Annotated in this window: 1 protein-coding gene; it reads left to right on the forward strand. The window is 66.1% G+C overall.

Features of this window, described 5'->3' with window-relative positions:
- Positions 1-1170: elongation factor Tu (gene tuf, locus HV826_RS36330; RefSeq protein WP_176421568.1), on the forward strand; the 1170-nt coding region annotated here is incomplete at both ends.

The raw sequence follows: 1170 nt of genomic DNA on the forward strand, positions 1-1170 counted from the left end.
AAGTTCGAGCGTAACAAGCCCCACGTGAACATCGGCACGATCGGACACGTGGACCACGGCAAGACGTCGCTGACGGCCGCCATCACGAAGGTGCTGGCGAAGACGGGCGGCGCCACGTTTCTGGCGTACGACATGATTGACAAGGCGCCGGAGGAGCGTGAGCGCGGCATCACCATCTCCACCGCGCACGTCGAGTACCAGACGGCGAACCGGCACTACGCCCACGTCGACTGCCCGGGTCACGCCGACTACGTGAAGAACATGATCACGGGCGCGGCGCAGATGGACGGCGCCATCCTGGTGGTGTCGGCGGCGGACGGCCCGATGCCGCAGACGCGCGAGCACATCCTGCTGGCGCGTCAGGTCGGTGTTCCGTACATCGTGGTCTTCCTGAACAAGGTGGACATGCTGGACGACCCCGAGCTGCGCGAGCTCGTGGAGATGGAAGTCCGCGACCTGCTCAAGAAGTACGAGTTCCCTGGCGACGACATCCCCATCATCCCGGGCTCCGCGCTCAAGGCGCTGGAGGGTGACACCAGCGACATCGGCGAGCCGGCCGTCCTGAAGCTGATGGAGGCGGTGGACAGCTACATCCCGACGCCGCAGCGCGCGACGGACAAGCCCTTCCTGATGCCGGTGGAGGACGTGTTCTCCATCTCCGGCCGCGGTACGGTGGCCACCGGCCGCGTCGAGCGCGGAATCATCAAGGTCGGCGAGGAAGTGGAAGTCGTCGGTCTGCGTCCGACGCAGAAGACGGTCGTCACGGGCGTGGAGATGTTCCGCAAGCTGCTGGACCAGGGCATGGCGGGCGACAACATCGGCGCGCTGGTGCGTGGCCTGAAGCGCGAGGACATGGAGCGCGGCCAGGTGCTGGCCAAGCCGGGCAGCATCACCCCGCACACCAAGTTCAAGGCGCAGATCTACGTGCTCTCGAAGGAAGAGGGTGGCCGTCACACCCCGTTCTTCAAGGGGTACCGTCCGCAGTTCTACTTTCGCACCACGGACGTGACGGGCTCGGTGAAGCTGCCGGAGAACGTCGAAATGGTGATGCCGGGCGACAACATCGCCATCGAGGTGGAGCTCATCACCCCGGTGGCCATGGAGAAGGAGCTGCGCTTCGCGGTTCGCGAGGGTGGCCGCACGGTGGGCGCCGGCGTCGTGGCGGAAGTC

Source organism: Myxococcus sp. AM010 (genome assembly GCF_013372585.1).
Classification (GTDB): domain Bacteria; phylum Myxococcota; class Myxococcia; order Myxococcales; family Myxococcaceae; genus Myxococcus; species Myxococcus vastator.